Raw genomic sequence first — 14,934 nt, 5'->3', positions numbered from 1 at the left:
CTTCGCGCGCATTCGCCGCTGGGCGACGGCCCGGCGCACGTCACGAGCGCGAGAGTCGGCCGAGGGCGCTGCGCACCATGGCGCCGCGGATCGTGCCGAGCTGCGAGGCGAGCGCCATCGCGTTCTCGGCGGCACCGACCGCTCCCGACGCGTCCTGGCGTCGAGCGCTCGAGGCCACGACGCTCTCGATGAGGGACATCTCGCGCTCCACCGCGACACGCAGGGGTCGGAGGTGCCGCGGCTCGATCCCCGAGCGGCCGAGCTCGACGAGCGCCTTGAGCGTCGTCACCGCCTCGTCGCCGAAGAACTCGCCGCCGCGCACGAGACCGACCGCGATCGCCTCCTGCACGAGGGCGCCGCTCGCACCCGACTCGGCCGCCAGCCGGTCGCGGGTGAGACGGGTGGCAGGGGCGAGCAGCGACGCGGGACCACCGCCGACACCGGCGGGCAGAGACGGCTCGCGACCGGCGTCGACGTCGTCGAGATAGCCGCGGATCACCTTGAGCGGCAGGTAGTGGTCGCGCTGCAGCGCGAGGATCATCCGCAGACGCTCGACGTCGGCCGAGGAGAACTTGCGGTAGCCGGAGTCGGTGCGCGCCGGGGAGACGAGGCCCTGCTCCTCGAGGAAGCGGAGCTTGGACGGCGTGACGTCGGGGAACTCGGACGTCAGCCGGGCCAGGACCTGACCGATGCCCAGCAGGGCGGTCGAGCCCGACGGGACGGCCCGCGCGGTGGAACGACCCACGGTCTACGCGTCCGGAGCGGCGACGAGGTCGGCGCGGGACGCGTAGAAGGTGAGGCGGAACTTGCCGACCTGGACCTCGGAGCCGTCGGTGAGGAGTGCGGACTCGATCCGCACTCCGTCGAAGTAGGTGCCGTTGAGCGAGCCGAGATCGCGGACCTCGAAGGACGTGCCGCGGCGGACGAACTCCGCGTGGCGGCGGGAGACGGTGACGTCGTCGAGGAAGATGCCCGCATCGGGGTGGCGGCCGACGGTCGTGGAGTCGGTGTCGAGAAGGAACCGCGCACCCGTGTTGGGACCGCGGCGGACGACCAGGAGCGCCGATCCCGAGGGCAGGGCGCCCACCGCCTCGGCCTCCTCGCGGGACGCGCGGTTGTCGAGCGCAGCGAGCTGCGCGCCGATGTCGTCGGTGAACGTGAGCGTCGTGTCGGTCGAGAGCTCGACGGACTCGGACTTCAGCGGTTCTGCGGATGACTCTCCGCGCACGGGCTCGACCAAGACGTACCTCCTACCTGTCCAGCGTATCCGAATCGGAGGGGGCGCCGGACGCCGGAATCGCTCGTCCCGCGCCGCGGACCAGATCCCGCGTCTGCACCGCGTAGACGATTCCCGCCCACCAGTAGAGGAACGCTCCCCACAGCGCGAACGCCCAGGCGATCGGCGCCGACGCGGACGCGATGGCGGGGAACGCCTGGCCGAGCATGATCAGCGGGAGGGCGTAGAAGAGGCAGAAGGTCGCGAACTTGCCCAGGTGGTGCACCGGCAGCGGTCCGTAGCCGTGGTTCGCGAGGATCACGGCGAGCACGACGAGCAGGAGGTCGCGCGCCACGAGGACCGCGACGAGCCACCAGGGCACGAGCTCGCGGAACGCCAGGCCGATGACGGTGGCGAAGATGTAGAGCCGATCGGCGGCGGGGTCGAGGATGCGGCCGAGGCGCGTCATCTGGTCGAAGCGGCGCGCGATCCAGCCGTCGAGGTAGTCGGTGAGGCTCGAGACGACGAGCGTCACCAGCGCCAGGGCGTCCTCGCCCTGCACGACGAGCACGAGGAACACCGGCACCAGTGCGAGACGCACCATGCTGAGGATGTTCGGGACCGTCCAGATGCGGTCCTCGCCCGTGCGCACCACGCCGCCTGCCCCGATCAGCGCTTGTCGCGCCAGACTCGCTCGAACGGGAGTCGCCAGGCGTGCGGGGCGATCAGCTGGTGGATGGCGTTCGGGCCCCAGGATCCGGGGGCGTAGAGGCGGACGGGCGGCGGATCCTGCAGCAGCGGCGCCGACACCTCCCAGAGGCGCTCGATGCCCTCGGCGGTGGTGAACAGCGTGTGGTCGCCGCGCATCGCATCGAGGATGAGACGCTCGTACGCCTCGAGCGCGTCGCCGGCCCGATCCGTCTCCTGCAGCGCGAACTGCATGCTCAGCTTGTCGAGGCGCATGCCCGGGCCCGGGCGCTTGCCGTAGAACGAGAGCGAGACCTTCGAGGCGTCGGCCAGGTCGAACGTGAGGTGGTCGGGGCCGTGGGCGCCGACTCCGGAGCCCTGCGGGAACATGCTCTTCGGCGGCTCGCGGAACGCGATCGAGATGATGCGCTGCCCCTCCGCCATGCGCTTGCCCGTGCGGAGGTAGAACGGCACGCCGGCCCAGCGCCAGTTGTCGATCTCGCACTTGAGCGCGACGAAGGTGTCGGTCTCGGAATCGGGGGCGACCCCCGGCTCCTCGCGGTAGCCGATGTACTGCCCGCGCACCACGTTCTCGGGGTTGAGCAGCCGCATCGAGCGGAAGACCTTGTTCTTCTCCTCGCTGATCGCCTTGGGCTCGAGGGCCGTCGGCGGCTCCATCGCCATGAAGGCGAGCACCTGGAAGAGGTGGGTGACGACCATGTCCTTGTAGGCGCCGGTCGACTCGTAGAACTCGGCACGGCGGTCGAGGGTGAGCTTCTCGGGGATGTCGATCTGCACGTGGTCGATGAAGTTGCGGTTCCAGATCGGCTCGAAGAGGCCGTTGGCGAAGCGGAAGGCGAGGATGTTCTGCGCCGGCTCCTTGCCGAGGAAGTGGTCGATCCGGAAGATCTGCTGCTCGTCGAAGGTCTCGTGCAGCTCGGCGTTGAGGATCACCGCGCTCTCGAGGTCGACGCCGAAGGGCTTCTCCATGATGATCCGAGAGCGCTCGACCAGGCCGGCCTCGGCGAGCATCCGCACCACCGAGAGCGCGGCCTTGGGCGGGACGCTGAGGTAGTGCAGCCGGCTGACGTCCGGGCCGAGCACCTTCTCGGCCTCGGTGACCGCCTCGGCCAGCGCCGCGGGGCCGGCCGACTGGGGCACGTAGCGCAGCTTCGAGGCGAACTCGTCCCACTGGGCCGGGGTCAGCGAGCGGCTGCCGAACTCGTCGTAGGCGAGCTTGGCGAACGCCCGGAACGACTCGTCGTCGTGCTCCTCGAGCGAGGTGCCGACGATCTGGAGGTCGGGCGCCAGGGACGAGAGCGCCAGATGCGCCATCCCCGGGATGAGCTTGCGCCGGGACAGATCGCCGACCGCGCCGAACAGGACGACCACGTGGGGGGCGGCCTGCTCGGTCTGGACGGTGGGTGCGGGAGGTGCAGGAGTCGCGGTCACCCCTCGATCATTCCAGGTCCGGTCTCGCGGGCGGGCGCTTCGCGGGACGGGGCGGATCATGACGCCCTCGTCATCCGCCCGATACACGGGATCGCTAAAGTCTGTCGGGTGCCTCCGATCTCCGACGCGCCAGACGCGACCGCAGCACCCGCCCCCTCCGCCGACGGAACCGTCGCGCCTGCGATGGACGACCGCATCCGCGGCGACGTCCACCTGCTGGGCGAGCTGCTCGGCCAGGTCCTCCGCGAGTCGGGTGACGCGACGCTCTACGACGACGTCGAGCACCTGCGCGCCCTGACGATCGGCGCGTACGACAGCGCGGCGCCCGAGGACATGGCGACGGCCGAGGAGTTCGTCGCCTCGCTCTCGCTCGAGCGCGCCGAGGAGGTGGCCCGCGCCTTCACCTGCTACTTCCACCTCGTGAACGTGGCCGAGGAGTTCCACCGCGTGCGGGTCCTCCGCCGCCGCGAGGCCGATGCGGGCGCCCAGTCGCCCGAGGACTCGATCACCGCCTCGATGGCGCGGCTCACCGAGGAGCTCGGCGAGGAGGAGGCGTTCGAGCGCCTCTCGCGCCTCGAGTTCCGCCCCGTCCTCACCGCGCACCCCACCGAGGCCCGCCGCCGCGCGGTCGCCTCGACGATCCGGCGCATCAGCGCCCTGCTCGAGCAGCGCGACGACCCGCGGACGGGAGGCGTGGTGCTCGTCGAGAACCGCCGCCGGCTCCTCGCCGAGGTCGACACGCTCTGGCGCACCGCGCCGCTGCGCGAGTCGAAGCCGTCGCCGCTGGACGAGGTGCGCACGGCGATGAGCGTGTTCGACGAGTCGCTCTTCTCGGTGCTGCCGCGGGTCTACCGCCGGCTCGACGACGCCCTGCTGGGCGACGCCTCCGGGACGCGCACGCCGATCGCCCCGGCGTTCGTGCGGCTGGGCACCTGGATCGGCGGCGATCGCGACGGCAACCCCTTCGTGACCGCCGCGACCACGCTCGAGGCCGTCGACATCGCCTCCGAGCACGTGCTGATCGGCCTCGAGCGCGTCGCCCGCCGAGTGGGCCGCGCGCTGACGCTGGACGCCTCGACCACTCCCCCCTCCGCCGACGCCCTGGCGCTGTGGGACGCGTGCACCGCGCTCGACGCCCGGCTCGCCTCCGTCATCGCGGAGCGCTCGCCGAGCGAGACCCACCGGCGCGTGCTGCTCTTCGCCGCCGACCGCCTCGCGGCGACCCGCTCGGGCGGCCCGCTCGCCTACGGATCGGCCGCCGAGCTGCTGGCCGATCTGCGCACGCTGCAGGAGTCGCTGGTCGCGGCGGGCGACGCTCGATCGGCGTTCGGCGAACTGCAGAACTTCATCTGGCAGGTCGAGACCTTCGGCTTCCACCTCGCCGAGATCGAGGTGCGCCAGCACTCGCAGGTGCACCGCGAGACGATCGCGGCCGTGCGGGCCGGAGGCGAGCTCGACGAGCGCAGCGTCGAGGTGCTCTCGGTGTACCGCGCGATCGCGACGGTGCAGGAGCGCTTCGGCACGGACGCGGCACGGCGCTACATCGTCTCGTTCACGCAGTCGGCCGACGATCTGCGCACGGTGTTCGAGCTGGCGGAGGCGGCCACGGACGGCCACCCGCCGATCATCGACGCGATCCCGCTCTTCGAGACGTTCGCCGACCTCGACGCCTCGGTCGACATCCTCTCCGAGATGATCCGCCTCCCCCAGGTGCGGGCGCGGCTGGAGGCGACCGGCAACCGCCTCGAGGTGATGCTCGGCTACTCCGACTCGTCGAAGGACGTCGGCCCGGTGTCGGCGACGCTGGCCCTCTACGACGCGCAGGCGCGCATCGCGAAGTGGGCCGATGACGAGGGCATCGTGCTGACGCTCTTCCACGGACGCGGCGGCGCGCTCGGCCGCGGCGGCGGACCGGCGAACCGCGCCGTGCTCGCTCAGCCGCCCGGATCGGTCGACGGCCGCTTCAAGCTCACCGAGCAGGGCGAGGTCATCTTCGCCCGCTACGGCAACCCCGACATCGCGACACGGCACATCGAGCAGGTCGCGGGGGCCACCCTGCTGGCGTCCTCGCCGTCGGTGGGCGAGCGGAACGCCTCGGCCGCCGACCGCTTCAGCGAGGTCGCGGTCACGATGGACCGGGAGTCGCGCCGCCGCTTCTTCGAGCTCGTCAAGGCGCCCGGCTTCGCACCGTGGTTCGCCCGCGTGACGCCGCAGGAGGAGGTGGGCCTGCTCGCGCTGGGCTCCCGTCCCGCCCGCCGCGGCCTCTCGGTCGAGTCGCTCGAGGATCTCCGGGCGATCCCGTGGGTCTTCGCGTGGACGCAGGCCCGGGTCAACCTGACGGGCTGGTTCGGTCTCGGCAGTGCGCTGGACGCCGTCGGCGACCTGGAGGTGCTGCGCGACGCGTACGCCTCGTGGCCGCTGTTCACGACGATGATCGACAACGTCGAGATGTCGCTCGCGAAGACCGACGAGGGCATCGCGCGCCGCTACCTCGCCCTCGACGAGCGTCGCGATCTCGCCGATCTCGTGCTGCAGGAGATGGAGCTCACCCGCCGCTGGGTGCTCTCGATCACCGGCGAGGAGAGCCTGCTGACCGGGCACCGCGTGCTCGGCCGGGCCGTGCGCCTCCGGACTCCGTACGTCAACGCGCTCTCGCTGCTGCAGCTGCGCGCCCTCCGCGCGCTGCGCACCGACCCGGGCGGATCGGGCACCGAGCAGAACCAGCGGCTGCTGCTGCTCGCCGTCAACGGCGTCGCGGCGGGGCTGCAGAACACGGGCTGATCGACGCCCCTCGAACGACGGAACCCCCGGCGGCCACTGCGGCTGCCGGGGGTTCGCTCGTTCGTGGTGCGGTGCGTCAGATCTGGGCGCCGTGGTCGAACGTCTGGGGCTCGCCCGCCTCCTGGGCGGCCTTCGCCTCGTCGTACTGCTTGCGGACCTCGACCATGTCGAGGCCGCGGACCTGCTCGATGAGGCTGTCGAGGGCCGGAGCGGGGAGCGCGCCGGGCTGCGCCATCAGCGGGATGCCGTCGCGGTAGACCACGAGGGTCGGGATCGACGAGATGCCGTAGCTCGCGGCGAGCTGCTGCTGATCCTCCGTGTCGACCTTGGCGAAGGTGACGTCGGCGTTCTTGTCGCTCGACGCCTCGAAGACGGGGGCGAACTGACGACACGGACCGCACCAGGCGGCCCAGAAGTCGATCAGGACGATGCCGTCGGAGACGGTCTGGTCGTGGGTGTCGAGAGTCATCGTGGTCGTGGCCATGGAGGATGCAACCGAGCCGCGACGCGGGCTATTCCCCGCGGTCGAGCAGGTCGAGCAGGGTGCGGGGGCCGATCGCCGAGGCGCCGATCGCCTCGATCCGCGCGATGAGGCCGCGGTCGGCGGTGACCACCCGGCAGACGGAGCCGAGAGCGGCGACCGCGGCGACGATCGCGTCGTCGCCCGATCCCTCCGCCTGCTCGACGACGAGTCGGGATCGCGGTGCGGACGCCAGCGCCCGGCCGGCGTCGGCCGCGCGGGCCTCGCCCTCGAGGACCACGACGATGCGGGGCCAGGCGGTGTCGGCGCCGAGGCCCACCGCGTCGCCGGGGAGACCCAGGGCGGCGAGGCGGCCGAGGCTCTCGAGGAGGCGCTGCGCGGCTCCGGCACGATCGCGCCACCAGCCGTCGGGCCGGGAGCCGACGACGTTCGCCGCGTCGACGACGAGCACCGGCATCTCGGAGTCGAGGTCGCGGAGCCCGGACCAGGAGGCGCCGAAGCCCGGGTGCAGCGGCAGGGAGTCGACCTCGTCGGGTGCGACCCAGCGCAGCTCGTTGCTCTCGAGGTCCATGATCCGCGGCTCGAAGTGCTCGACGGCCGAGGCGACGACGGTGGTGTAGCTCCACGGGCCGACGGTGACGACGCTGGCCAGGACGGGCAGGACCAGTTCGGGTGGGACGCCGGCCTCCTCCGCCGACTCGCGCAGGGCGGCCTCGAAGGCGGTCTCGTCGGGGTGCCTGGCGCCGCCCGGGAGACCCCAGGTATCGCCGAAGTGGCTCCAGCTGACACGGTGCTGGAGGAGGATCCGGCCGTCGGGATCGCGCAGCAGCAGTCCCGCCGCGCCGAAGCGGCCCCAGAAGCGCCGCCCGTCGCCGATCTCGACCCAGCCGTCGCCGAGGGCGGGGTCGAAGTGCGGGCGCGGAGGCACGGCGTCGCCGCCGATGTCGTCGCCCGTCATGCCCTCCAGCCTCCCACACCGGGCGGGGCGCGCCCGACGGGAGAGGCCCGTCCGGATGGCACAATCGGACGATGCGCCGCTCGAGAGTCCTCCCCCTCGCGACGCTCGCCTGGCTCGGCGTCATCGCGCTGATCACGCTGACTCCGAACCCGCGGCCGCCGGGCGAGTCCTCCGATCTGGTCCGCGCGATCATCGCGTTCCTCGGGTCCACTCCGCTGACGGCGTGGTTCGACTACGACGTCGCCGAATTCACGGCGAACGTGCTGATGTTCGTGCCGCTCGGAGCCCTGCTCGCCGCGCAGCTGCCTCCGCGCCGCCGCCTCCTCGCCGCGCTGATCGGCCTCGCCGTCTCGGTGCTGGTCGAGACGGCCCAGCTGCTGTGGCTGCCCTCGCGGGTCGCCGACGTCCGCGACCTCGTCTCGAACGGCACCGGATCGCTCCTCGGGTCACTGCTGATCGTGGTCCTGCTCCCCCGCCGCCCCCTCCGGAAGGACCGCACCGCCCATGCCCGCTGAGACCCTCGTCCGCCTCGCTCGTCCCTCCCTCGAGACCGGCGACGCACGCACCGGTGCCACCCTCGACCCGAGTGGGACCGGTGGCATCGACGCGACCGACCTCGGCTTCACCCGCGGCGACGGGGTCTTCGAGACGATCAACCTCGTCGACGGCCGCCTGCAGGCGCTCGATGCGCACCTCGACCGGTTCGCGCGATCGGCGCGGATGCTGGACCTGCCGACTCCGGACCGCGACGCCTGGCTCGAGGCGATCGCGCTCGCGGTGGCCGAGCACCCGCGGGTCCCGGAGGCGATGGTCAAGACGATCCTCACCCACGGGATCGAGGGCGAGGGGCGGCCGACAGGCCTGGTCTTCGTGCAGACGAGTCCCGACTTCGGGCCTGCTCGCCGCGACGGAGTGCGAGTCGTGCTGCTCGACCGGGGGCTGCGCTCGGACGTGCAGGAGACGTCGCCGTGGCTGCTCGCGGGAGCGAAGACGCTCTCGTACGCGGTCAACCGGGCGGCCTCGCGGGAGGCGGTGCGGCGCAGGGCGGACGACGCGCTCTTCGTCTCGAGCGACGGGTTCCTTCTCGAGGGGCCGACCTCGAACCTGGTGGTTCTGACTGCGGGGACACTGGTGACGCCCCCGCCGACCCTCGGACTGCTGCCCGGCACGACGCAGGCCGACCTGTTCGGCCTCGCCGGCGGCCTCGGGCTCGAGACGGCCTACCGGGCCCTCCGGGCCGAGGACCTCGAGGGCGCCGACGCCGCCTGGCTGGTCTCGAGCGCGCGCAACGCCGCTCCGATCCGTGCCGTCGACGGGAGGGAGCTCCGCATCGACGCGGAGCTCACCTCCCGGATCAACGCCGCTCTGCTCGCCCGCTGAGAGCGCTGGGGCCTGTTGAACACGAGACCGCCGTCGCGAGCACGGTCTGATCGTGCGAGCTGCAAGGAGCGGATCGAAGGCCAATGCGGGGCATTGGACGAGAGTCGCGACGCCGCAGATCGTGCGATCAGACCGAGCGGAGCACGCGGGATCGTGTTCAACAGGCCCTAGCGGTCAGGAGAGGCCGTCGACGTCGGCCGGGCCGCGACCGATCAGACCGCCGCGGACGTGCTCGACGGTGGGGTCGAGCTGCACGGGATCGCGCTGATCTGCGGCCTCGTCGTTGATGACGGCCGCGACGATTCCCCGCCAGTCCGTCCCCTCGGCGACGGCGTCGTCGGAGCCGACGCGACGGGTGACGAACACCGCCTCCGACTCCTCGCCCGCGTGCGAGATGACGGCGAGGAGCCCGACGGTGCGTCCGTCGGGGTGCCGGATCTGCCACTCCTCGTGCCCGGACGGCACGAGCGCGTACTCGCGGGCCGAGTGCTCGAAGGCGGTGTCGTGCATCTCGGCCGGGATGCCGCTGTGCGCGGGGGCACCGCGAGTGGGGACTCCGGGGGTGCCGTCGTCGCTCGTGCCGCTGGCGACGCTCATGCCGACGTCACCGCGGGTGCCGCCCGCGGTGCTGCCGGTGCCGTTCGCCGCGAGCATGCGGTCGTCGTCGTCGGCGCCCGTGTAGGAGCTGCCGCTGGTGATGTGGTCGTCGTTCATGGTGGACCTCCGTGCTGGGCGGCCCGGGTCGGACCGCGTGGTGGGCTTCTCGGGACCATGTCGGCGCCGGGAAGGGATTCGTAGACTGAGCGGATGCAGATTCCGGTGACCGGCTCCGTGCGAGTGGACGCGTGGCTGTGGGCGATCCGGATCTACAAGACCCGGTCGGCGGCGACCGCGGCCGCCCGGGCCGGTCACATCCGCGTGAACGGGGAGCGGGCGAAGGCCGCGCAGACCGTCCGGGTCGGTGACGAGGTGCGAGCCCGCATCGGCGGCTTCGACCGCGAGCTGGTGGTCCGCGGACTGGTCGTGAAGCGGGTCGGCGCCCCGGTGGCCGTGGAGTGCTTCGAGGACCGCACACCGCCGCCCCCGCCGCGCGAGGCCGCCCCCGCGGTCATCGTGCGCGACCGCGGGGCCGGCCGGCCGACCAAGCGCGACCGGCGCGACATCGAGCGGCTGCGCGGGTTCTGAGGCCAGGTCAGGGAGCGAGCGCGCGGACCCGCGAGAGCAGATCCTCCGCCACCTCTTCGAGGAAGCGCTGCTGGAGCGCGTCGCCGACCTGCACCAGGGCGATGTCGGTGAACCCCGCCTCGACGAAGGGCAGGACGCTCTCGGCGAGCTCGTCGAGATCGGGGCCGCACGCGATCGAGTCGGCGACGTCCTCCGGCCGGACGAACTGGCTGGCGCCGGCGAACCCGGCGGTGGTCGGGAGGTCGGCGTTGACCGACCAGCCGCCGGCGAACCAGCGGAACTGCTCGTGCGCGAGGGCGACGGCCTGCTCCTTGTCGGGAGCCCAGCAGATCGGGATCTGGCCGATCGAGCGCGAGGGGGCGGCACCGGGGCCGCGTGCGTCACTCCACTGCGTGATCAGCTCGGCCTCGGGCTCGGTGGTGATCAGGTGGTCGCCCAGGGGTGCGAAACGCTCGACGGACTTCGCGCCCGAGACGGCGAGGCCGATCTCGAGCGGCTTCCCGGGGAGATCCCAGAGGCGGGCGGAGTCGACGCGGAAGTACGCGCCCTCCCAGGTGACCAGCTCACCGGTGTGCAGTGCGCGGATGATGTGCACCGCCTCCTCGAGCATGTCCTGCCGCACCGAGACGGTCGGCCAGCCCTCGCCGACGGTGTGCTCGTTGAGGTTCTCGCCCGAGCCGAGGCCGAGGACGAAGCGGTCGTCGGACAGGATCGCCAGCGTCGCCGCCTTCTGCGCCACGACGGCGGGGTGATAGCGGATGGTCGGTGCCGTCACGTAGGTCATCAGGTCGATGGTCGAGGTGGCCTGCGCGACCGCTCCGAGCAGCGTCCAGGCGTAGGAGGCGTGACCCTGCTCGGTCAGCCAGGGCGAGTAGTGATCGCTCGAGACGGCGAAGTCGAAGCCGAGCCTCTCGGCGTCGACCGCGTAGCCCACCAGCTGCTTGGGTCCGCTCTGCTCGGTCATCAGGGTGTAGCCGAATCGCACCATGGTCCGTCCTCTGTTCCGCTCGTCGTTGGGGTACGTGCTCCATCGTGAGCTGAGTCCCGGCGGGCGGGTAGCCCCTTGCTCGGTGTGCGGGGGCGGGGTAACGCGGACGTTCCGGGGTCCGAGGCAGGGCGGGAGAGGGCCCGCAGACGTTCGAAATGAGATGGGTCTCTCAGGAGAAGTGACTTCCTGCGTGCGGTCCCCTCCTCGCTGATCGAGCCCGCAGCCCGCGCAGCGGGCGTATCGAGCGGAGGGGCGCCTTCGGCACCAGCGCAGGACGTGGAGGAGACCGCCGTTCGTAGGGAGATGGGTCTCGATACGCCCCTGCGGGGCTACTCGACCAGCATGCTTGCGGATGTCTCTTCCCACTAGATTCACCAGCATCAGAAGTACAGGTCAGAAGCACGATCTGCTGACGCTGGCGGGTCTCGATACGCCCCTGCGGGGCTACTCGACCAGCATGGAGGGGCCGGACGCCGATTTCTCCCTCCCCAGCGAGACGCGAAGCGGCGTCGCCGCTCCCCTCCTCGCTGATCGAGTAGACCGCGCAGCGGGCGTATCGAGATCCACCAGCGTCGGAGTGCACATCAGAAGCCCGACCTGCTGACGCCGGCGGGTCTCGATACGCCCCTCCGGGGCTACTCGACCAGCATGCCGGGGCGACGGGCGCCCTCTTTCCCCCATCACGGAGACGCGAAGCGGCGTCGCCGTCCATCCGCCGCCTGCGGGCTCGACCAGCAGGCCTTGGGGCGGCTGCGCGCCGTGGGTCAGACGAAGCGGACGCGGTTCTGGACGCGGGTGCGGACCTCGAAGGACTCGCCGTAGCCGCCGAGGCGGGGGTCGTCGGTGCCGGAGCGCAGCAGCTGCGGCAGGAGGGAGCGCCGGATGACGACCGCACCCTGGTGGCGGCCCCGCTCGACCTGCTCGAAGGGCTGCTCCAGGGCGTCGTCGGGCACCACGACGACGCTCGCCGAGAAGCGGACGCCGAGCTCGCGGCCGAGACGGCGGGCCGCCTTGGTGAGCGAGGCGAAGGGCTTCTCGTCCTCGGCGATGCCGGCGCCCTCGAGCTCACCCTTGCGCAGGCGGACCGGGTCGCCCCAGTCGGCCGAGGTCAGCGCGAGCAGGCCGGAGGGGCCGAGGACGAGGTGGTCGACCTTAAGCCCGCCGTCGCCCACGGCGACGTCGTTCCAGATCGTGTAGGCGATGCCGAGGGCTCCGACGAGGGAGGCGGTGGCCTCCTCGGCCTGCGCCTTCGCCAGCCACGAGCGCACCTCGCGGGGGGCCGAGCGCACGAGCGCGGGGTCGAACGGGTCGTCGATCTCGACGCCGCGACCCACCCACTCGCGAACGAGCCGCAGGTAGTACTCGCGGGCGGCGCCTCCGGGGTGCCCGTACGACCTCGCGCGGACGGCGGAGGCGCTCTGCGGGCGCGGCGAGCCGGTGTAGGGCTGCTGGGGCGACGCGTGACCCGTCGCGGGCGCGCCCCGGTCGTAGTCGCTGCGCGCGGAGGCGCTCCCGATGCGCTCCCACGCGAGCTGGACGGCGTGGAACGAGGAGGCGTCGCCTCCGGTGTCGGGATGCGTCTCGCGCAGGAGTCGCCGGTAGGCCCGGCGGAGCTCGTCGTCGGAGGCGGAGGGGGCGACGCCCAGCACCTCGTAGGGGGTGCGGGCGGCGTGGCTGTCGGGCATGGTCTCTCGGAGTGTCGGGGGCGGTGCGGACACCGGGTCCTCGAGCATATCGGCGCCCGCCGAGCGCCCGGTGGGAGCGCGCACGACGAACACTCGGAACGAGCAGGGAGCCGCGACCCGCAGGCCGCGACTCCCGAGCGGCTCAGCGAGCGGCGAGCAGCTCCCGCACGCGCGGGACGACCTGCGTGCCGTACAGCTCGAGGTTGTGCATGATCGCGGAGTGCGGCAGGGTTCCGGCGCTGTACTTCAGGTCGATGCGCTCGAGGCCGAGAGCGTCGACGGTCTTCGCGATCTTCTGCGCGACCGTCTCGGGAGAGCCGAGGTGCAGCGCGCCGTCGGGCGCCACCTCCTCCTCGAAGCGGTCCCGCGTCATCGGCGACCAGCCGCGCTCGCGGCCGATCGCGTCCATCATCGCCTTGTGGTGCGGGAAGAAGAGATCGCGAGCCTCCTCGTCGGTGTCGGCGATGAAGCCCGGCACGTGCACGGCGACGGGCAGGCGGGGCTGCTCGAGCTGGTCGAGGGCGCGGCCGAAGAGATCGACGTAGGGGCGGAAGCGCGAGGGCGAGCCCCCGAGGATCGCCAGGACCAGGGGGAAGCCGAAGCGGGCGGCGCGGACGACGGACTCGGGGCTGCCTCCGACGCCGATCCAGGTGCGCAGCGGGCCGTTCTCGACCGTGGGGAAGACGCTCTGCTGGTTCAGGGCCGGGCGGGTCTTGCCCTGCCATGTCACCGGACCGCCCTGGACGAGGGCGTGGAAGAGCTCGAGCTTCTCCTCGAACAGCAGCTCGTACTGCGTGAGGTCGTAGCCGAAGAGGGGGAACGACTCCGTGAAGGAGCCGCGGCCGAGGATGACCTCGGCGCGACCGCCCGAGATGCCGTCGAGAGTGGCGAAGCGCTGGTAGACGCGCACCGGGTCGTCGGAGGAGAGGACGGTCACGGCAGAGCCGACATGGATGCGCTCGGTGCGCGCGGCGATGGCGGCCAGCACGACGTCGGGGGCGCTCACGGCGAAGTCGGCGCGGTGGTGCTCGCCGACGCCGAAGAAGTCGAGGCCGACCTGGTCGGCGAAGACCCCCTCCTCGACCACGTCGCGCAGGACCTGGCCGTGGGAGAGCGGAGTGCCGTCGGGCCCCGCCGTCACATCTCCGAAGGTGTCGACACCGAACTTGACTTCATGCGTACTCATGGAATTCTGCAACCTCTCGCCTGCGCGGACTATTCCTGGGGCACGAGTCCGGCGGCGACGGCCGGCTCGCGGTAGGCCCGACCGAGCGACTCCACGGTGTCGTGGGCGTTGAGTCCGCTGGGGTTGGGGAGCACCCAGAGCGGGACGCCGGCGATCGGCTCCTCCTGGCGCCCCTGCCTGGCCTTGGCCCGGCCGAAGGCGGCGCGGTAGGCGGTGATGCCGACCATCGCGACGGCGCGGGGGTGGACGCGCTCGACGGTGCGGACCAGGCGGTCGGCACCCGCCCGCAACTCCTCCGGCGTCAGCTCGTCGGCTCGCGCGGTCGCCCGAGCGGCCAGGTTGGTGATGCCGACGCCGCGGTCGACCAGGGTGCGGCGGTCGTCGTCGCTCATCCCCTCGGAGACCCGCATCGGGTGCTCGAGGATGCCCGCGGCGAGGAGGGCCGGGTAGAAGCGGTTGCCCGGGTGCGCGAAGTGCGCGCCGGTCGCCGCCGTCCACAGGCCGGGGTTGATGCCCACGAAGAGGAGGCGGACGTCGTCGCCCAGGAGGTCCTCGACGGTGCGGTCGCGGTACGAGGCGAGCTCGGCGCGGGTGAACGGCATGGCTCCATCCTGCCCGCAAGGTCTCTCGGGCGTGCGGCGCGGGTGTCAGCATGGAGTCATGACGAACGCATCCCAGGACCACCCGATCCAGCACGGCAGCGACGACGCGGTGCTCGACGAGAAGCTGCGCGGCGTGCTGCTGCAGGTCGCCGGCGACTCGCAGCTGCGTCCGGAGGAGGACGTCGAGGCGCTGCTGCGGCAGCGGCTGCGCGACACGCGGATCGAGATCCCGGAGGCGAGCATCCCGGGTCTCGCGAAGCGGATCCCCGGACTGACGCAGCGCGGCGGCGGGGATCTGAGCCCCGGAGCGCACTGAGCCGGGGCGCCGCGGGC

Annotated in this window: 16 protein-coding genes; 5 read left to right on the top strand and 11 right to left on the bottom strand. The window is 72.2% G+C overall.

Features of this window, described 5'->3' with window-relative positions; translation table 11 throughout:
• Positions 1 to 40: 40 nt before the first annotated feature.
• The 4 genes from ftsR to zwf are packed head-to-tail and all read right to left on the bottom strand — an operon-like array spanning position 41 to position 3,355.
• A complete protein-coding gene (gene ftsR, locus GRS96_RS10295) occupies positions 41 to 745 on the bottom strand; it encodes a transcriptional regulator FtsR (protein WP_159988429.1) in 705 nt (234 codons plus the stop codon).
• Between the two features lie 3 nt (positions 746 to 748).
• Complete coding sequence (locus tag GRS96_RS10290; RefSeq protein WP_159857291.1) at positions 749 to 1,228, bottom strand: FHA domain-containing protein; 480 nt, start codon at positions 1,226 to 1,228, stop codon at positions 749 to 751.
• 22 nt (positions 1,229 to 1,250) lie between these two features.
• Positions 1,251 to 1,871, bottom strand: a complete 621-nt coding sequence (locus tag GRS96_RS10285; RefSeq protein ID WP_268893225.1) for a CDP-alcohol phosphatidyltransferase family protein — start codon at positions 1,869 to 1,871, stop codon at positions 1,251 to 1,253.
• Positions 1,872 to 1,885: 14 nt separating this feature from the next.
• Positions 1,886 to 3,355: a glucose-6-phosphate dehydrogenase gene (zwf, locus tag GRS96_RS10280; RefSeq protein ID WP_235022020.1), complete on the bottom strand. Its 1,470-nt coding sequence runs from the start codon at positions 3,353 to 3,355 to the stop codon at positions 1,886 to 1,888.
• Between the two features lie 183 nt (positions 3,356 to 3,538).
• Between zwf and GRS96_RS10275 the strand changes: the two genes are divergently transcribed.
• A complete protein-coding gene (locus tag GRS96_RS10275) occupies positions 3,539 to 6,136 on the top strand; it encodes a phosphoenolpyruvate carboxylase (protein WP_159989305.1) in 2,598 nt (865 codons plus the stop codon).
• Between the two features lie 76 nt (positions 6,137 to 6,212).
• Here GRS96_RS10275 and trxA read toward each other — a convergent pair whose 3' ends face one another.
• Both trxA and GRS96_RS10265 read right to left on the bottom strand, forming a co-directional pair.
• Positions 6,213 to 6,620, bottom strand: a complete 408-nt coding sequence (trxA, locus tag GRS96_RS10270) for a thioredoxin (RefSeq protein ID WP_159857123.1) — start codon at positions 6,618 to 6,620, stop codon at positions 6,213 to 6,215.
• Between the two features lie 28 nt (positions 6,621 to 6,648).
• Positions 6,649 to 7,575, bottom strand: a complete 927-nt coding sequence (locus GRS96_RS10265; RefSeq protein ID WP_159988427.1) for an NUDIX domain-containing protein — start codon at positions 7,573 to 7,575, stop codon at positions 6,649 to 6,651.
• A gap of 71 nt (positions 7,576 to 7,646) precedes the next feature.
• Between GRS96_RS10265 and GRS96_RS10260 the strand changes: the two genes are divergently transcribed.
• Both GRS96_RS10260 and GRS96_RS10255 read left to right on the top strand, forming a co-directional pair.
• Complete coding sequence (locus GRS96_RS10260) at positions 7,647 to 8,090, top strand: VanZ family protein (RefSeq protein ID WP_159857119.1); 444 nt, start codon at positions 7,647 to 7,649, stop codon at positions 8,088 to 8,090.
• On the top strand, positions 8,080 to 8,955 hold the full coding sequence (locus tag GRS96_RS10255) for an aminotransferase class IV (RefSeq protein WP_159988426.1): 876 nt from the start codon (positions 8,080 to 8,082) through the stop codon (positions 8,953 to 8,955). Before GRS96_RS10260 ends, GRS96_RS10255 begins: the two co-directional genes overlap by 11 nt.
• A 174-nt stretch (positions 8,956 to 9,129) precedes the next feature.
• Here the strand turns inward: GRS96_RS10255 and GRS96_RS10250 are convergent, their stop codons facing one another.
• Entirely contained in the window at positions 9,130 to 9,669 is a 540-nt protein-coding gene (locus GRS96_RS10250; RefSeq protein ID WP_159988425.1) for a hypothetical protein, read from the bottom strand.
• Positions 9,670 to 9,762: 93 nt separating this feature from the next.
• Here GRS96_RS10250 and GRS96_RS10245 point away from each other — a divergent pair, with 93 nt between their 5' ends.
• Positions 9,763 to 10,140: an RNA-binding S4 domain-containing protein gene (locus GRS96_RS10245; RefSeq protein WP_159857114.1), complete on the top strand. Its 378-nt coding sequence runs from the start codon at positions 9,763 to 9,765 to the stop codon at positions 10,138 to 10,140.
• A 7-nt stretch (positions 10,141 to 10,147) separates the two neighbouring features.
• Here the strand turns inward: GRS96_RS10245 and GRS96_RS10240 are convergent, their stop codons facing one another.
• The 4 genes from GRS96_RS10240 to GRS96_RS10225 all read right to left on the bottom strand — a co-directional run bounded on the left by GRS96_RS10240 (position 10,148) and on the right by GRS96_RS10225 (position 14,601).
• Positions 10,148 to 11,128 carry a TIGR03557 family F420-dependent LLM class oxidoreductase gene (locus tag GRS96_RS10240; protein WP_159988424.1) on the bottom strand — a complete coding sequence of 327 codons (981 nt, stop codon included), beginning with the start codon at positions 11,126 to 11,128 and terminating at the stop codon, positions 10,148 to 10,150.
• 764 nt (positions 11,129 to 11,892) lie between these two features.
• Positions 11,893 to 12,813 carry a J domain-containing protein gene (locus GRS96_RS10235; RefSeq protein ID WP_159988423.1) on the bottom strand — a complete coding sequence of 307 codons (921 nt, stop codon included), beginning with the start codon at positions 12,811 to 12,813 and terminating at the stop codon, positions 11,893 to 11,895.
• Between the two features lie 142 nt (positions 12,814 to 12,955).
• Positions 12,956 to 13,999, bottom strand: coding sequence for an LLM class flavin-dependent oxidoreductase (locus GRS96_RS10230; protein ID WP_159857108.1), 1,044 nt, complete (start codon positions 13,997 to 13,999; stop codon positions 12,956 to 12,958).
• A 29-nt stretch (positions 14,000 to 14,028) separates the two neighbouring features.
• Positions 14,029 to 14,601 carry a mismatch-specific DNA-glycosylase gene (locus GRS96_RS10225; RefSeq protein WP_159988422.1) on the bottom strand — a complete coding sequence of 191 codons (573 nt, stop codon included), beginning with the start codon at positions 14,599 to 14,601 and terminating at the stop codon, positions 14,029 to 14,031.
• A gap of 58 nt (positions 14,602 to 14,659) precedes the next feature.
• On the opposite strand from GRS96_RS10225, the gene GRS96_RS10220 reads away from it, so the two are divergent.
• A complete protein-coding gene (locus tag GRS96_RS10220; protein ID WP_159857104.1) occupies positions 14,660 to 14,917 on the top strand; it encodes a hypothetical protein in 258 nt (85 codons plus the stop codon).
• Positions 14,918 to 14,934 lie beyond the last annotated feature (17 nt).

Origin of the sequence: Rathayibacter sp. VKM Ac-2803 (genome assembly GCF_009807175.1) — a bacterium.
GTDB lineage: Bacteria > Actinomycetota > Actinomycetes > Actinomycetales > Microbacteriaceae > Rathayibacter.
The sequence above is the reverse complement of the archived record's forward strand: the minus strand, read 5'-3'. Positions and strand labels throughout refer to the sequence as shown.

Coding starts and splice junctions, on each gene's coding strand:
- GRS96_RS10275 (WP_159989305.1), top strand. CDS start 3,539: ATGGACGACCGCATCCGCGGCGACGTCCACCTGCTGGGCGAGCTGCTC.
- trxA (WP_159857123.1), bottom strand. CDS start 6,620: ATGGCCACGACCACGATGACTCTCGACACCCACGACCAGACCGTCTCC.
- GRS96_RS10265 (WP_159988427.1), bottom strand. CDS start 7,575: ATGACGGGCGACGACATCGGCGGCGACGCCGTGCCTCCGCGCCCGCAC.
- GRS96_RS10260 (WP_159857119.1), top strand. CDS start 7,647: ATGCGCCGCTCGAGAGTCCTCCCCCTCGCGACGCTCGCCTGGCTCGGC.
- GRS96_RS10255 (WP_159988426.1), top strand. CDS start 8,080: ATGCCCGCTGAGACCCTCGTCCGCCTCGCTCGTCCCTCCCTCGAGACC.
- GRS96_RS10250 (WP_159988425.1), bottom strand. CDS start 9,669: ATGAACGACGACCACATCACCAGCGGCAGCTCCTACACGGGCGCCGAC.
- GRS96_RS10245 (WP_159857114.1), top strand. CDS start 9,763: ATGCAGATTCCGGTGACCGGCTCCGTGCGAGTGGACGCGTGGCTGTGG.
- GRS96_RS10240 (WP_159988424.1), bottom strand. CDS start 11,128: ATGGTGCGATTCGGCTACACCCTGATGACCGAGCAGAGCGGACCCAAG.
- GRS96_RS10235 (WP_159988423.1), bottom strand. CDS start 12,813: ATGCCCGACAGCCACGCCGCCCGCACCCCCTACGAGGTGCTGGGCGTC.
- GRS96_RS10230 (WP_159857108.1), bottom strand. CDS start 13,999: ATGAGTACGCATGAAGTCAAGTTCGGTGTCGACACCTTCGGAGATGTG.
- GRS96_RS10225 (WP_159988422.1), bottom strand. CDS start 14,601: ATGCCGTTCACCCGCGCCGAGCTCGCCTCGTACCGCGACCGCACCGTC.
- GRS96_RS10220 (WP_159857104.1), top strand. CDS start 14,660: ATGACGAACGCATCCCAGGACCACCCGATCCAGCACGGCAGCGACGAC.